Below are 13,351 nucleotides of genomic sequence, written 5' to 3' on the forward strand. Positions count from 1 at the left end.
ACGATGCGCGAGAGTTCGTAGGCCCGAACGCCCCCGAGACGACAACGGCAAAGGCGCTAAACCGATGACGCTGCGGCTAACCTACGCAATGGAGACGCTGCGGCTAGCGCAGCCGTTCCGGATCTCGGGTCTGGTGTTCGAAACCGCCGACGTGCTCGTCGTCACGCTCGACGACGGTACGCACGAAGGACGCGGCGAAGCGGCAGGAGTATATTACCTGGGCGACGATGTCGCGCACATGCGAGACGTGCTCGAAGCCGCCCGCGACGCCATCGAGGCTCAACCGAGCCGCGAAACATTACGTACCATCCTACCGCCTGGTGGAGCCCGCAATGCGGTCGATGCCGCACTGTGGGAACTGGAAGCGAGTCGCACGGGACAGCCGGTGTGGGAGCTCGCCGGCATCGGCGAGCCACGCCCCCTGCGCACGACCTTCACGCTCGGCGCCGATGTGCCCGACGCGATGGCCGCCGCCGCATGCCGCCATTCGAAGGCGCTGTCCATCAAGGCGAAACTCACCGGCGACGTGAGGCTCGACCTGGAGCGCGTCGCTGCCATTCGTGATGCCCGTCCAGACGTCTGGCTTGGCGTCGATGGCAATCAGGGATTCTCGATGAGCGATCTCGATGAACTTATCGCAGGCTTGGTGAGGCTGGACGTGGCGTTGCTCGAACAGCCCTTGGCGCGCGGATGCGAGGCGGACCTCGACGGCTATCACGCGGAGATCCCCATCGCGGGCGACGAGAGTCTCCTTTCTCTTGAAGATGTCGCGTCGGCGAAGGGCCGCTTCGACGTCGTCAACATCAAGCTCGACAAGTGCGGAGGGCTGACCGAGGGGCTGCTGATCGCTGCCGAGGCACGTCGTCTTGGATTGGGCGTGATGGTGGGGACGATGATCGGAACCAGTCTCGCCACCGCGCCCGGCTTCGTCCTTGGCCAGATCGCCGATCTCGTCGATCTGGACGGCCCGACCTTCCTCGACGGCGACCGAACTCCGAGCGTCAGCTATGCGGACGGTCATCTTTTCGCCGGTCCCGAGGTCTGGGGCGCTGGTAGGCGGATGCCCTCGTGAAGGCTGAGCAAACCTGGTTCGGGCAGCCGCGTGGTCTGACGATCCTGTTCCTGACGAACATGTGGGAGCAGTTCTCCTACTACGGAATGCGTGCGCTGCTGGTCTACTACATGACGAAGCAGCTGCTGATCGCCCAGGGCGAGGCGTCGGTGATCTACGGCGCCTACACAGCGTGCGCCTATTTCACCCCGATCGTGGGCGGAGTGATCGCCGACCGTCTGCTGGGCAAGCGTCGCGCGATCATCGTCGGTGGTACGATAATGGCGATCGGCCATTTCCTGATGACGTTCGAGTCGCTCCTCTACCTGGCGCTCGCCACCATTGCCTTGGGCAACGGCCTGTTCCTGCCCAGCCTGCCGAGCCAGATCGACGATCTGTACGAGCCGGGTGATCCCCGGGTCGGCTGGGCCTACAACGTGTATTACGTCGGCGTGAACATCGGCGGATTCCTGGCGCCGCTGATCTGCGGGACGCTGGGCGAGCTCTACGGCTGGCATTGGGGCTTCGGCGCGGCGGGCATCGGCATGCTGGTCGGCCTATCGATATATGTCTGGGGAGAGCGCTATCTGCCCGTGCAGGCGGGCAGACCGGCCATCAAGCGCGACGCCGTCCCGCCCGCGCCGTTTCCGCGACAGACTGCGCTTCTTCTGGTTTCCGTCGCCTTGTCGGTGACGGTGTTCCGCGGCGCCTACGAGCAGGTCGGCAACACCGTCGCGCTTTGGGCGGACAGCGGTGTCGACCGACGCGCGGGAGGGTTCGTCATCCCGACGACGTGGTTCCAGTCTCTCAATCCGCTACTGGTGATGGCGATGACGCCTGCGCTGCTCGTGCTTTGGCGGCGCGGCGCCTCTGCTGGACACATCGAGCGGCCAACCCGCAAGATGGCTCTGGGCGCTCTCATCGTGGGAGCAGCCTATGGGCTGCTTGCCGCGCTCGAGGCGGCGGGCGGTCCGACGTCCTGGCTTTGGCTGGTGCTGTTCTTCGCGATCTTCACCTTTGGTGAAATCTACATCCTGCCAACGGGTCTCGGCCTATTCGCGCGGATGGCACCCAAGGGTCTCGGCGCGACGACGGTCGCCGCATGGTACCTTGCCATCTTCACCGGTAGCCTTTCCGCAGGGTTCGTTGGCACCTTGTGGGGTCGCATGAGCCATGCCTCCTACTTCCTGCTTCTCGCAGCGATCGCGTCGTTCGCTGCTCTGCTGCTGCGGTTCATCGGAGTCCTGGAAGAACGCATCGAACGCAGTCCGCCATGACCGTCCTTTCGCGCAGGGCGATACCGACGTTCAAATCGACGCCAACCAGCCGACGGACGCCGCATCGCGATGTTCGGGTGACTTCAACGGAGATGCCATGACCAAGTTTCCCGCGCTTGCCGCCCTGTCGCTGATCGCCTTGGCCACGCCCGCGTTCGCTGACCCGCCGAAGGGGCTGGACGCCCGTATCGAAGCGTTGCGGACTCGTTCCGGCACACCCGGCATGGCGGTGGCCATCGTGGAGAACGGCAAGGTGGTGCTCGCCAAGGGCTACGGCGTGCGCAAGCTCGGTTCTAATGCGAAGGTCGACGCGAACACGCTCTTCATGATCGGTTCGACGGGGAAGGCCTTCACCGTCGCCGCACTCGCCACGCTCGTCGATGCGGGCAAGATCGGCTGGGAAGACAAGGTGATCGACCACCTTCCGGATTTTCGGATGTACGATCCCTGGGTCACTCGCGAGATGACGATCCGCGACCTGCTGGTTCATCGCAGCGGCCTTGGTCTCGGCGCCGGCGACCTGCTCATGGCACCACGCGGCAGCCTTTCGCGCTCGGAAATCATGAAACGACTGCGCTTCATCAAACCCGCGACCAGCTTCCGCAGCGCCTATGCCTATGACAACCTGCTCTACATCGTAGCGGGCGCCGTGATCGAGGTGGTCAGCGGCCAGCCATGGGAGGACTTCATGCGGGAGCATGTGTTCAAACCGGGCGGTTTCCCGGACGCCACCGCCGAGGAGAAGCGGCAGCTTGCGACTGTCGATCGCGCCTATCCGCATGGACGCATAGGCGGACCGGTGCGCGGCGTCGGACAGATGCAGTTGCTCGACGAGCGCAGCCGCCTGGGTCAGGCGGCTGCGCCTGCCGGGTTGATTGCCGCCAGCGCCAACGACCTCGGACGCTGGCTGCAAATCCAGCTCGGAGCGGGTGAATTGCCAGACGGGAAGGGCCGCCTGTTCAGCGCAGCCGCCGCCCGCGACATGTGGACCCCCGTCACGCCGATACCGATCGTCCCGCTCCCCGAGCCGGTCAACGGTGCGACACCCGACTTCCAGAGCTACGCGCTCGGGTGGGAGGTACGCACATACAAGGGCGCGAAGATCGTATGGCATGCCGGCGGTCTGTTCGGGTTCACGACCGTGGTGGTGATGATTCCTCAGAAAAACGTCGGTTTCGCCATCGCGATCAACAGCGAGGAAGTCGAACCGCGTACGGGGCTGATGTACGAGCTCATCGATCACTATCTCGGCCTGCCCCGGCAGGACTGGCCGACGCGGTTCGCGACGTTCCAACGCAGCCGCCTCGATGCCGCTCAGGCGGTCGTTAAGCAGAAAGCCGCTGCGCCAGCCGACGTCGGTCCCTCGCTGCCCGTGACGCGCTACGCCGGTCGCTACGTTGACGCTTGGTACGGCGCACTGGTCGTCGGACAGGACGCGAAGGGGCTGACGGTCGATTTCACCACAACGCCGCAGATGACGGGCCGACTGAGCCATTATCAGTACGACACGTTCCTCGCCACGTTCGACGATCCGAATACCGAGCCGGCATATCTGACGTTCGGCCTCGATCGCACCGGCAAGGTGACCCGGATCACCGCCGCGCCAGTGTCGCCCGTAGCCGACTTCAGCTTTGACTATCAGGACCTCCTCTTTGAGCCGGAGAATTCGAAATGAGAGGATTTGGGTCTATCAGGCGGTCGATCCTGCTCGCTGGGCTCGTGCCTGCGGCTCTGCTGTCAGCGTCAGCCGGCGCTGAACCCGAACCAACCTATGACGTCGTGATACGCAATGGGCGCGTCCTCGACGGGGCCGGCAATCCTTGGGTTCGCGCCGATGTGGCGATCAGCAACGGGCGAGTGGCGCGGATCGGGTTGATCCCCGGCCGCGGTCGGCGCGAGATTGACGCGAAGGACCGGTACGTCTCGCCCGGCTGGATCGATATGATGGATCAGTCCGGCAAGGTACTGCGCACCAACGGCGCCGCGGAGAACAAGCTGCGGACGGGCGTGACGACCGTGATCGCCGGCGAGGACGGCACGCCGGTGAAGGTCGAAGCGATCGCCGCCTATTTCGCCGAACTCGAGACGCACGGGATCGCGGTCAACTTCGGCACCTACTATTCCGCCACGCAGGCTCGCGAAGAGGTGATCGGAGACACCGCCAGGGCGCCGACCGCCAGTGAGTTGGACACGATCCGCGCCAATGTCCGGACCGCAATGAATGCGGGGGCGCTGGGCGTGTCCACTGCGCTGATCTATCCCCCTGGCACCTTCCAGACGACCGACGAGCTGATCGAGATCGTCAAGGCTGCGGCCCCCTGCCGACCGATCTACGCTACCCATATGCGCGACGAGAATGCCGGATTGCTCGATGGTCTGCGCGAGGCGATCGAGATCGGCGAACGTGCGGGGGTCAAGGTAGAGGTCTTCCATCTCAAGGCAGCCTACGCTCCGGGGTTCGGCAAACTGATGCCCGAGGCGGTCAAGCTGATCGACGCGGCGCGGGCACGCGGCGTCGATATCGCGGCCGACATGTACGTATATCCGTTCGCTGGCACGGGGTTGGAGATCACGGCGCCCAACTGGATCTACGAGAAGGGCTTCGAAGCTGGCGTGAAGCTGCTGCGCGATCCTACCGTGCGCGCTCGCTTGAAGCGAGAGGTCGCAGCCGGGCCGCAGCCAGGCTGGACAAACTACGTCTATGCCGCCGGAGGATGGGACAAGGTCGTCCTTGGCGCGGCTTTCAGCCCGCGTTGGCAGAAGTACCAGTTTCGCTCGATCGCGGCGATCGCGTCCGAACTCGGCCGCGATCCCGCCGACGTCGCCTGGGACATCATGGTCGATGCACTGCCCAAGCGCGCGATGGCCCTCTATTTCATGATGGACGAGCGCGACATCGAAACGGCCCTGAGGCGCCCGTGGGTCTCGATCGGCAGCGACTCCGGTGCGTCGGCGGTCTATGGCGAGACCGACGCGCTCGGCGTGCCTCACCCCCGCGCCTACGGCAATGCCGCGCGGGTGATCGCCGAATATGCGAAGCGCCGTCCGGTGCTGTCGCTGGAGGACGCGGTACGCAAGATGACCTCCTGGCCGGCCGCGCGAATGGGCCTTTCCGATCGAGGTGTGCTGCGCGAGGGACTGCGAGCCGACGTCACGATCTTCGATTACGACAAGATCGACGACCGGGCATCGTTCGAGCAACCGAACATCTCGCCCATCGGCATCGACTACGTACTCGTGAACGGGCAGGTCGTGCTTGACCAGGGCAAGCTGACCTCGGCCCGCCCCGGCCAAGTGCTCAAAGGGGCTTGCGCGACGCCGTCAGGTCCGACCTGACGCAGGACGGGGCAGAAGACGCCCGGGTCGCCACGACCTGGACGAACCTAGAAGCTGGTTTCCACAAGGTCGACGACACGGCGCTCGTCATCGACGACAAACAGCGTCCGCCATTTGTCAAAGGTCGTGCATGGGTGCGAGATCCCGAACGACACCATGTCCCCCGGGCGCAGCGGCGAGTGCGCGGGCACGTCCAGATAGGCATGCTGGTCGTCGAGCCGCACCACCAGATGGTCGGCGCCCATCGGGTGCACGGCATCGTCCTCCGCCGGTCGGCACCACCCTGTCGGGATCGGTGGGGCCACGTCGTTGCCGACATCGCGCTTGCCGAGTCCCGCTATCAGCCGGGTCGCTTCCGGACGCGACTGGACATATGCCCATACTTCAAGCGCCGGACGCAGTCCCTCGCCAAGGTTCGCGACCTCAGGCATGCGCGCTTCAAGACGTTCGACCAGCTTCTTGTAGAACTGGCTGTCGTGGACGATGTAGCAGCCGCTCCGCAGAACCGTCTCGAACCCGGATACGCGAGCGAACCCTTCCGCCACCATGTCGAAGAAAGCCGAGCCGCCGGCGGAGAGGATCGGCGTGCCGTCGAACCATCCCTCCGACGCGATCTCATCGGCCAGCGTGGTGATACGGCCGATCAGGTCGCGAACAGAGTCCTCGTCACCCTTCTGCCCTTGGACGATCCCCTCGAACGCCTCGACTCCTCGCAAGGTCAGACGGGGAGACTCCGCAATTCGCCGGGCGACCCGCAACGCCTCCGCGCCGTCGCGCAAGCCGGCCCGACCGCCTGGACTACCGAGCTCGATCAAAATCTGAACCGGCCGCCCAGGATCAAACGCCGCCAGGCCTGCTTCGAGCAGTTCCACGCCGGCGATCGAATCTATCAGGCAGTAAAAGTCGAACTCGGCATCTCGCGCGAGTTCACTGGCGACGTAGGCGATTGATTGGCGCCCGACGAGTTGGTTAGCCAGAATGATACGGCTGATGCCGAACTCACGATAGATGCGGATATGACCCGGCGTGGCCGCGGTCATGCCCCAAGCGCCATCCGCCATCTGCATCGCGATGATGTCGCGGCTCATCGTCGTCTTACCGTGCGGGGCGAGGCTTGCCCCCACCAGCGACGTGAAGCGCTTCATCCATCTGCTGTTGTGCACGATCGCCGACCTAAGAAGCACCGCTGCGGGAAGCATCAGGTCTTCGTGCGTGATCCGCCAGTTTCGCTCGTCGATCCGCTCGCGCGACACCGTCGTCTCTGTCGCAGGGAAACCTTTGTTCCGCCAATCGAGTGTCACGTCGCTCATCATGCATTCCCGCCAGTCTCGTCACCGGCAGACTAAAGACGCTTGACCAATTTTCCAATATGGAAAACCATGAAACATTCGTGGGGGGTGGCGTGACGGAGGCACTTGTGATTCGAATGCACGTCGCGCGAGTTGGAGAGGTTGCTGACGGCGACGCTAGCCCGGATCGTTCTCGCGCGACTTCTTCACCATGTCGCCCAGCACTCCCCGATCTTCGACGAAATCGATCGTTTGCTCTTCCGTGGTCGAAAATACCGACAGTATCCGGCACGGCTGATCGCCGACCGCGATGTAGGCGTGCCCCATCGTGCTGTCGAAGTAGATGGAGTCGCCGACCTTCAGATGTGCGGGTGTATACGTATCCGTGTAGAGCGCTAGTTCGCCTTCCAGCACGTAGACATACTCCTCGCCCTCGTGGCGATGAAAGTCGCCGAACTCTTTCATGCTTCGAGCCGTGATGCTTGCGACGATCGGTGTCATGCCCTTGTTGAGGAGATCATATGCCTGATATTCGTACGCTCCGCTGTTGGACTGAACGGTCTTCCCTTCTCCCGTGCGGGATATGATGCGCCGCTTGCTGCCGTCGCCGGGCAAGAACTGGGTGGATGGCGTTCCGAATAGGTCGGCGACGTTGATTTCGAGCGCCAGCGATATGCGCAGAAGCTTGTCGATGGTGAGCTCCATCTTCTCATTCTCGATCTTCGACAGAGTCGAGATCGGGAGACCGGTCCGCTCGCTGACTTCGGCGAGCGTCCATCCTCGCTCCGTGCGAAACCCCTTCAGCGCGGCACCGGCTCGGACGATGGTCGTATCGGACGTTTGTTCAGTCATGAGCGCTCCATACCTCCGAATATCCGAGCGGCCCAGCCGGCAACCGTGCGGCTTCGGCGTGGCATCAAGTCACCCGGATGTCTTCAAATCGCTGAGGTTCGTGCTGCGAAGCAAGTCATTTGATTTTCACGAGCGTTCCGGACCAGAGAAGCGGCTTGGCGCGAGAAAAGTCGTTCGCACGGTCGCACACGAGTTTGAAGCTGAACCCAATCGAACCAAAACAAGGGGAGCACTATGCCGCTTCGTCTGATGCTCACCGTCTTGTGCCTGTGCGCTGCTCTGCCACATCCGGCTCATGGACGGCGCGGGCCATCGTCCACCGATGCGATATTCGCCCCCCTGGGGTCCGAAACGCCGGGACTGAGCGTGCTCGTAGCCCGTGGCGGCAAGGTGATCTTCGAACGCTCCGCCGGCGCTGCCGACATCGAGCAGCATACGGCGGTGACGCCTAGAACGCGTTTCCACGTCGCATCCGTTTCCAAGCAGTTCACTGCCGCCGCCGTGCTCATCCTCGCGCGCGAGGGAAAGCTGCAGTTGGACGCACCGGCCCGCCGCTATCTGACGTCTCTGCCCGAGGCCTATGCCGCCGTCACCATCCGACAACTGCTCAACCATACGGGCGGCCTGCGCGACCAGTGGGATCTTGCTCTCGCATCCGGTGCCTCCATTTCCGATCTGTTGCGGCAGGATAGGCTGCTAGCATTGATCCAAGCGCAGAACTCGCTGAACTTCGCTCCCGGGTCGGAATTCCGCTACTCGAACTCTGGCTATCTGATCGCCGCCGAGATCGTCGCGCGGGTGTCCGGAATGCCCTTCGCTCGATTCGTGCAGGAGCGGATACTCGTGCCGCTCAGAATGGACGACACGCTCGTCTACGACGATGCGACTATCCCGATCGCGCATCGAGCGCAGTCCTATTCGATCGACGGCCACGGTCGCGTGCGGCTCAGCCGTCTGAACTTCAGCAACTACGGCGCGACGAGCCTCTTCACGACGGCGACGGACCTCTATCGTTGGTCACGCGAACTGCTTCATCCGCGGCTGCTCGATCCCTCGCTCTCGAGGGAAATGGAGCAAACGACACGCCTTAGGGACGGCAGGGTGTCGCCTTATGGCCTAGGCCTAAACCATCTGACCGTTCGCGGCCACGAAGCCGTTACCCACACGGGGTCGGATGCAGGCTTTCGCGCTCTGATCGCGATCTACCCTCGAGAGGATGCGACCATCGTGATCCTGTCGAACGGATCCGACGACGTCTCGGCGCTTCATGAAGCACTGGTCGACGCTTTTCTGAACAATCGGAGAGGCGTCAATCGAATTTCATCTCCGCCCGCTTCCGAACTGGCTCGGCTTACCGGGTACTACGTTTCGGGCTGGGGACCGGGATTCGAGTTGCAGGTGGAAGCGGACAAGCTGGTACGGCGAATGAGCGGTGAAACCCCACGAAATGCAACGTTCCATGCCGACGGTACCATCCGGTTCTCAGGCCCTTCGATGCGCCTGAAGCCAGCCGGATCCGAACAGTTGGAGGACAATCCAGTGATCGGTCCGCCTTTGACCTATCGTCGCGTGGAGCGGACGACGCCTACGCCTGCGCTTCTTGCAGCGGCGGTAGGACGCTATCGAAGCGATGAACTCGATATCACGATATCGGTGACTCTCGACCAAGGGCGCCTCTCGATGTCGAGTCAGCGCGATCCCGCACCGAGTCCGCTGACACCAGTAGACGACGGAGCATTCGACACCGGTGACGCAAGGATCCGGTTCGAACCCGGCAGCCGAGCCGGCGCCGCGAGTCTGCTCATGACCATGGGGCGCTCGCGGAACCTCCGTTTCGTTCGGGTCCCCTGAAGCTCCCGATACGGGCTTGATCCCTGTGGAACTCGACGTTGAGGCCAGGGTCTGCCCTGGCGGATCCGTTCGTCACCTTCGGTTTCCGTGCTTAAGGTCGGCGGGCAGCTTGCGATCGAGGAAATCGCGCATCAATCCCGCAATCTCGCGATGATGCGTCTCGAGCGCGAAATGCCCTGCATCGATCAGATGGATTTCGGCATCGGGATTGTCGCGACCGTACGCGCGCGCGCCGGCCGGGATGAAGAACGGGTCGTTCTTTCCCCAGACGGCCAGCGTAGGAGGACGATGCTTCCGGAAGTAGGCTTGGAATTCAGGATAAAGCGCGACGTTGGTCCTGTAGCTGAGGATCAGGTCGAGTTGGATGTCGTAGGCGCCGGGCCGATGCATGTAGAACGTGTCCAGCATATGGCCGTCGGGCGAGACCAAGTCAGGCGGTGCGCCATGTTCATACTGGAAGCGGATCGCTTCATCGGACAGGGACGCCCGCGTCGCCTCGCGATGCTCAGCAGTCGGCTCGCGCCAATACGTCTGCCACGGACCCCATTCCTTGCTCAGCCCCTCGAGATAGGCGTTGCCGTTCTGCGTTATGATCGCCGTCACCCGCTCCGGATGTCGCAGCGCCAACCGCAAGCCCGTCGGTGCTCCATAGTCGAAGACGTAGAGCGCATAACGCGTCAATCCAATTGCGTCGACGAACCCGGCGATCACCTCGGCGAGGTTGTCGAAGCTGTACTCGAAGCTCCCCCGCGGGGGCACCTTGGTCAAGCCGAAACCCGGCAGATCGGGCGCGATGACGCGAAAGCGATCCGACATTTCCGGGATCAGGTCGCGAAACATGTGGCTGGCGGTTGGGAAACCATGCAGCAGCAGAATCACAGGAGCGTCCGCGGGGCCGGACTCGCGATAGAAGACGTCTACGTCACCGACCTTCTGCGTGCGGTAGCGAACGTTCGATGTTGTAGCGGCCTTGGCGTTCGACGTCCGCGGATGCGCGTCCGCGGACCTTGACAGTGCAGCAAACGCAACGCCTGCGGGTACCGCCGCAAGCAACGAGCGCCGAGTTGGGTTGATGGGTGATAAGCTCATGGCGAAACCTCCTGGCCCTCCAACATAGCAATTGTGCGATACGAGATAATATCGGACATACGACGGTCTCGGTTGCAGGATTTGAAACGATGGATCGTCTTGACGCGATGAGCCTGTTCGTGGCGGCCATCGAAGAAGGATCGTTGGCCGCCGCCGCACGCCGCCGTGGACGCTCCCCCGCCGCCGCAACGCGCGCTGTGACCTTTCTGGAGGGTCTTGCGGGGGAGATCCTACTGCTGCGGTCGACCAGGCGTCTGCGCCTCACGCCTGCCGGCGAACGCCATGTGGCGATCTGGAAGGAGGTGCTGGCGAAGCTCAGCGAAGTCGATCCCGGCGCGCCGGAAGGACCGGTCGGCGGAAGCATCGTCGTCACCGCGCCCGAACTGTTCGGACGATCGACGGTGTTGCCGGTCATTGAGTCCTTTCTGGAATCACATCCCCAGGTTGGGGCGCGTCTGCTGATGCTCAATCGAGTCGTCGATTTGGTCGGCGAGGGCGTAAATCTGGCTGTACGTCTCGCACCCCTGCCGGATTCGATGTTTACGGCTATAAGACTGGGCGAACTGCGAAGGCTCGTTTGCGCTTCGCCCGAATATCTTGCACGTTCGGGAGAACCGGAAACCCCTAATGCGCTCGAAGAGCATCAGTGCATCGGCCTGAACGCGCAGGGTGACCAGGAGCAATGGGCCTTCCGCATGCCCCAGACTGACCGGGTCAGATCAGTGCGCGTCGCCACGCGGCTCAGCCTCAACAGCGCCGGGGCGGCGATAGACGCCGCAGTTCGCGGCCGTGGGATCATCCGTCCGATGTCCTATCAGGTTGCCGACGATCTGGCGTCCGGTCGCCTGGTACGCCTTCTCATCGACTTCGAGCCGTCGCCAACGCCTGTTCAACTGGTATTCCGGCCCGAGCAGGCCCAGCGCGGGGCAATGCGGCTCTTCATCGACCATAGCGTGCCTCTGCTGCGCGGCGAACTGGCACGAATGTCCCAAGCAATACTAACAGCTACGATGCCGTGAGCCTGTAGCATTAATACGACAGGGATACGGGTTGAATGCCTTTCGTGTGCAAGCCATCCCCCATCGACTCGACATTGTCGCCGAGCAGTTGCCGCACCCCCGGCGGATCGTCCACCGAACCGCGCCAGGTCGCGGGACCGATCTGTAAAGGACTCAATACGGGAAAGACGATCGGCGCGAAGGCACGGGTCTCAACGAGAATGAGGCTGGTAAACGGTCCGGGGAAGGGGCGTTCTCAACGCGCTGCGATCATTACCCGCTCTCCTGGTATGCTTCGGCTGAACATCAGCGCCGAGCCAATGCAGACTCGGGCGACGTTTCGGATGGACGGTTTCAATATCGCCGCTGTCCTGTCGCAGCAGCGCGCGCACTACGCTGAGATCGACCCGGTTATGCAACGCCGCGTGTTTCTGCTCCCCAACAAAAAAGCGCTTGCGGCGAGCCGTCGGCGGAACTGGAACGGAGCCTTCGTTACCGTTTTGCCGTCTAGGGGCTGTCCCCGCAACCGGGCGTCGTCTTTGGGGCGGTGGAAGCAACGACTGACGTCCATGGGTCGGTAGACGGCACGTTCATCTTGACAGGAGCGGACGCGATCTGCCCCGGCGACCGTGGACCGCGTCGGCGCGACACTGTTTAGTAGCTCGCCCCCCGCCCCATTGACCGGTGAACATGTCCGCACCTGCTCCCCCGCGGCGCGGCGCATGTGCCCTACGGCCACCACCCGGGCGGCAGCTACCAGGCTTCCCTATCGCGGCGCAGGAAGGCGCGAGCCGCCGAATGGTTCATTGCGTCGACACGCTCCCATTCGTCGAGGCGCAGAACCAACGTACGACCCAGATACTCGTCAGCGTTTGCCGAAGGCAACACGCGGGTCTTCCTCACGGCCGCGAAGTCGATCCAGCGACGCTCGCAATTCCTCGTCATGGGGAGCCAGGCTCAGTAGGGCGCCGATGATCCGAGGCATGAACATCCTGGCGTCGAGGACTATCAAGGCGGGAGCGGATATAGCCGCAGCGAGACCGGCGACTTCTTCGAACAGAAGGACCGGAGCAAGGTCCAGCGCCGAGGCGCCGTCCCGAACCCCTCGGCTTCCGAGCGACGAGATCGCGTTTCCTGCCACTATGGCGATCGGTCCGGTGTCCTTCGACGCTGGATACTCGCTGGAGATCCGATTCGGCAAGGCGCTTCTCAGCCCTTCGAAGGCGAAGTCTCGAAATCTGTCCCAGGCCTCGGTGACGTAGCGAGCCGCCAGTGTCGGCGGCATATGCGCGTCCATCAGGGCGAACGCTACGGCTAGTTCCGAGACGTCCCGGAGGTCGTACTTGAAATGGACGTTCGGGTCGGTCCGGGGCTTGCTCGGCACCCCTAGGGTCGAGAGGACCCGAACCCTCGGCGTCATCGCCTTCAGCCCGTCCTGGGGAATGCGGAACGCGAACGACAGCATGTTGAACGCCGTGGCACGCGAGAACAGGAATTCCGGCACGGGATCTCCCAAGTTGACCAATCAAGCGCTTTCGCTTGACGCAAAAGGAAACGAATGACAATAGCAGGAAAGATGCTTGATCGGTCAACTTAGAGTGGGGGCGC

Annotated in this window: 10 protein-coding genes; 6 read left to right on the top strand and 4 right to left on the bottom strand. The window is 63.2% G+C overall.

Annotated elements, in window-relative coordinates:
- Window positions 1-64 precede the first annotated feature (64 nt).
- From EQZ23_RS06740 to EQZ23_RS06755, 4 genes are all read left to right on the top strand, one after another.
- Complete coding sequence (locus EQZ23_RS06740) at window positions 65-1,072, top strand: dipeptide epimerase (protein WP_128453717.1); 1,008 nt, start codon at window positions 65-67, stop codon at window positions 1,070-1,072.
- On the top strand, window positions 1,069-2,328 hold the full coding sequence (locus EQZ23_RS06745) for a peptide MFS transporter (RefSeq protein WP_128453718.1): 1,260 nt from the start codon (window positions 1,069-1,071) through the stop codon (window positions 2,326-2,328). The genes EQZ23_RS06740 and EQZ23_RS06745 overlap by 4 nt, the downstream gene beginning before the upstream one ends.
- 139 nt (window positions 2,329-2,467) lie before the next feature.
- Complete coding sequence (locus EQZ23_RS06750; protein ID WP_346427814.1) at window positions 2,468-4,003, top strand: serine hydrolase; 1,536 nt, start codon at window positions 2,468-2,470, stop codon at window positions 4,001-4,003.
- 104 nt (window positions 4,004-4,107) lie between these two features.
- On the top strand, window positions 4,108-5,664 hold the full coding sequence (locus tag EQZ23_RS06755; protein ID WP_206364199.1) for an amidohydrolase family protein: 1,557 nt from the start codon (window positions 4,108-4,110) through the stop codon (window positions 5,662-5,664).
- A 47-nt stretch (window positions 5,665-5,711) separates the two neighbouring features.
- Here the strand turns inward: EQZ23_RS06755 and EQZ23_RS06760 are convergent, their stop codons facing one another.
- Complete coding sequence (locus EQZ23_RS06760; protein ID WP_128453721.1) at window positions 5,712-6,977, bottom strand: alanine racemase; 1,266 nt, start codon at window positions 6,975-6,977, stop codon at window positions 5,712-5,714.
- A gap of 153 nt (window positions 6,978-7,130) precedes the next feature.
- The gene (locus EQZ23_RS06765) at window positions 7,131-7,805 is read right to left on the bottom strand and encodes an XRE family transcriptional regulator (RefSeq protein ID WP_128453722.1); all 675 of its coding nucleotides are present in this window, start codon (window positions 7,803-7,805) and stop codon (window positions 7,131-7,133) included.
- A 234-nt stretch (window positions 7,806-8,039) separates the two neighbouring features.
- Here EQZ23_RS06765 and EQZ23_RS06770 point away from each other — a divergent pair, with 234 nt between their 5' ends.
- Window positions 8,040-9,656 (top strand): serine hydrolase domain-containing protein, encoded by a 1,617-nt coding sequence (locus EQZ23_RS06770; RefSeq protein ID WP_128453723.1) that lies wholly within the window; start codon window positions 8,040-8,042, stop codon window positions 9,654-9,656.
- A gap of 72 nt (window positions 9,657-9,728) precedes the next feature.
- On the opposite strand, the gene EQZ23_RS06775 is transcribed toward EQZ23_RS06770, so the two are convergent.
- Complete coding sequence (locus tag EQZ23_RS06775; protein WP_240663388.1) at window positions 9,729-10,535, bottom strand: alpha/beta hydrolase; 807 nt, start codon at window positions 10,533-10,535, stop codon at window positions 9,729-9,731.
- A 299-nt stretch (window positions 10,536-10,834) separates the two neighbouring features.
- Here EQZ23_RS06775 and EQZ23_RS06780 point away from each other — a divergent pair, with 299 nt between their 5' ends.
- Window positions 10,835-11,764, top strand: coding sequence for a LysR substrate-binding domain-containing protein (locus EQZ23_RS06780; protein ID WP_128453725.1), 930 nt, complete (start codon window positions 10,835-10,837; stop codon window positions 11,762-11,764).
- A gap of 844 nt (window positions 11,765-12,608) precedes the next feature.
- On the opposite strand, the gene EQZ23_RS06785 is transcribed toward EQZ23_RS06780, so the two are convergent.
- Window positions 12,609-13,247 carry a hypothetical protein gene (locus EQZ23_RS06785; RefSeq protein WP_128453726.1) on the bottom strand — a complete coding sequence of 213 codons (639 nt, stop codon included), beginning with the start codon at window positions 13,245-13,247 and terminating at the stop codon, window positions 12,609-12,611.
- Between the last annotated feature and the right edge of the window lie 104 nt (window positions 13,248-13,351).

The sequence above is a fragment of the Sphingomonas sp. UV9 genome (assembly GCF_004101245.1).
In the GTDB taxonomy this organism is placed as follows: Bacteria; Pseudomonadota; Alphaproteobacteria; order Sphingomonadales; family Sphingomonadaceae; genus Sphingomonas.

Excerpts from the sequence above, each read along its gene's own strand:
- EQZ23_RS06740 (WP_128453717.1), top strand. The coding sequence starts at position 65 with ATGACGCTGCGGCTAACCTACGCAATGGAGACGCTGCGGCTAGCGCAG.
- EQZ23_RS06760 (WP_128453721.1), bottom strand. The coding sequence starts at position 6,977 with ATGATGAGCGACGTGACACTCGATTGGCGGAACAAAGGTTTCCCTGCG.
- EQZ23_RS06765 (WP_128453722.1), bottom strand. The coding sequence starts at position 7,805 with ATGACTGAACAAACGTCCGATACGACCATCGTCCGAGCCGGTGCCGCG.
- EQZ23_RS06770 (WP_128453723.1), top strand. The coding sequence starts at position 8,040 with ATGCCGCTTCGTCTGATGCTCACCGTCTTGTGCCTGTGCGCTGCTCTG.
- EQZ23_RS06780 (WP_128453725.1), top strand. The coding sequence starts at position 10,835 with ATGGATCGTCTTGACGCGATGAGCCTGTTCGTGGCGGCCATCGAAGAA.